The organism is Halomonas icarae (assembly GCF_009901955.1).
In the GTDB taxonomy this organism is placed as follows: Bacteria; Pseudomonadota; Gammaproteobacteria; order Pseudomonadales; family Halomonadaceae; genus Halomonas; species Halomonas icarae.
The window spans coordinates 1-314 of the sequence record NZ_WUTS01000034.1 but is presented as its reverse complement, the minus strand read 5'-3'; the positions used below and the strand labels follow the sequence as shown (position 1 = coordinate 314).

Genomic DNA, 314 nt, shown 5'->3' with positions numbered 1-314 from the left:
AACACGCCCGGCGTGTAGTCGAGCTTCTCGCTAACCTCCTCACCGATCCGCCGCAGCTGACAACCACAGGCGCAGTGATCATTTTCCGGATCATGGCGTATCTCGGTGCGCGGCAGCTCCGGGGGCAAGGGGGCGCGCTTGGGCGTTTTCTTCGCCGCTGGCGTGGCAGCAGTGAGATGTAGCTCTTCCAGCTCGGTCTCGATGGCAGCGATATCGGCATCGACCACCTCCTCCAACAGACTGATCTGCAGGACGTTGAGCTGCTCGCTGCGCTTGCCGAAGGCGTGGCGCTTGAGCAGCGCCAGTTCATAGGT

The 314-nt window shown here is 62.4% G+C and carries 1 protein-coding gene; it reads right to left on the bottom strand.

What is annotated here, in order from left to right; genetic code table 11:
* Window positions 1-314 (bottom strand): transposase (locus tag GRB80_RS16690; protein WP_202597380.1); only part of this gene is annotated, 314 nt, incomplete at both ends.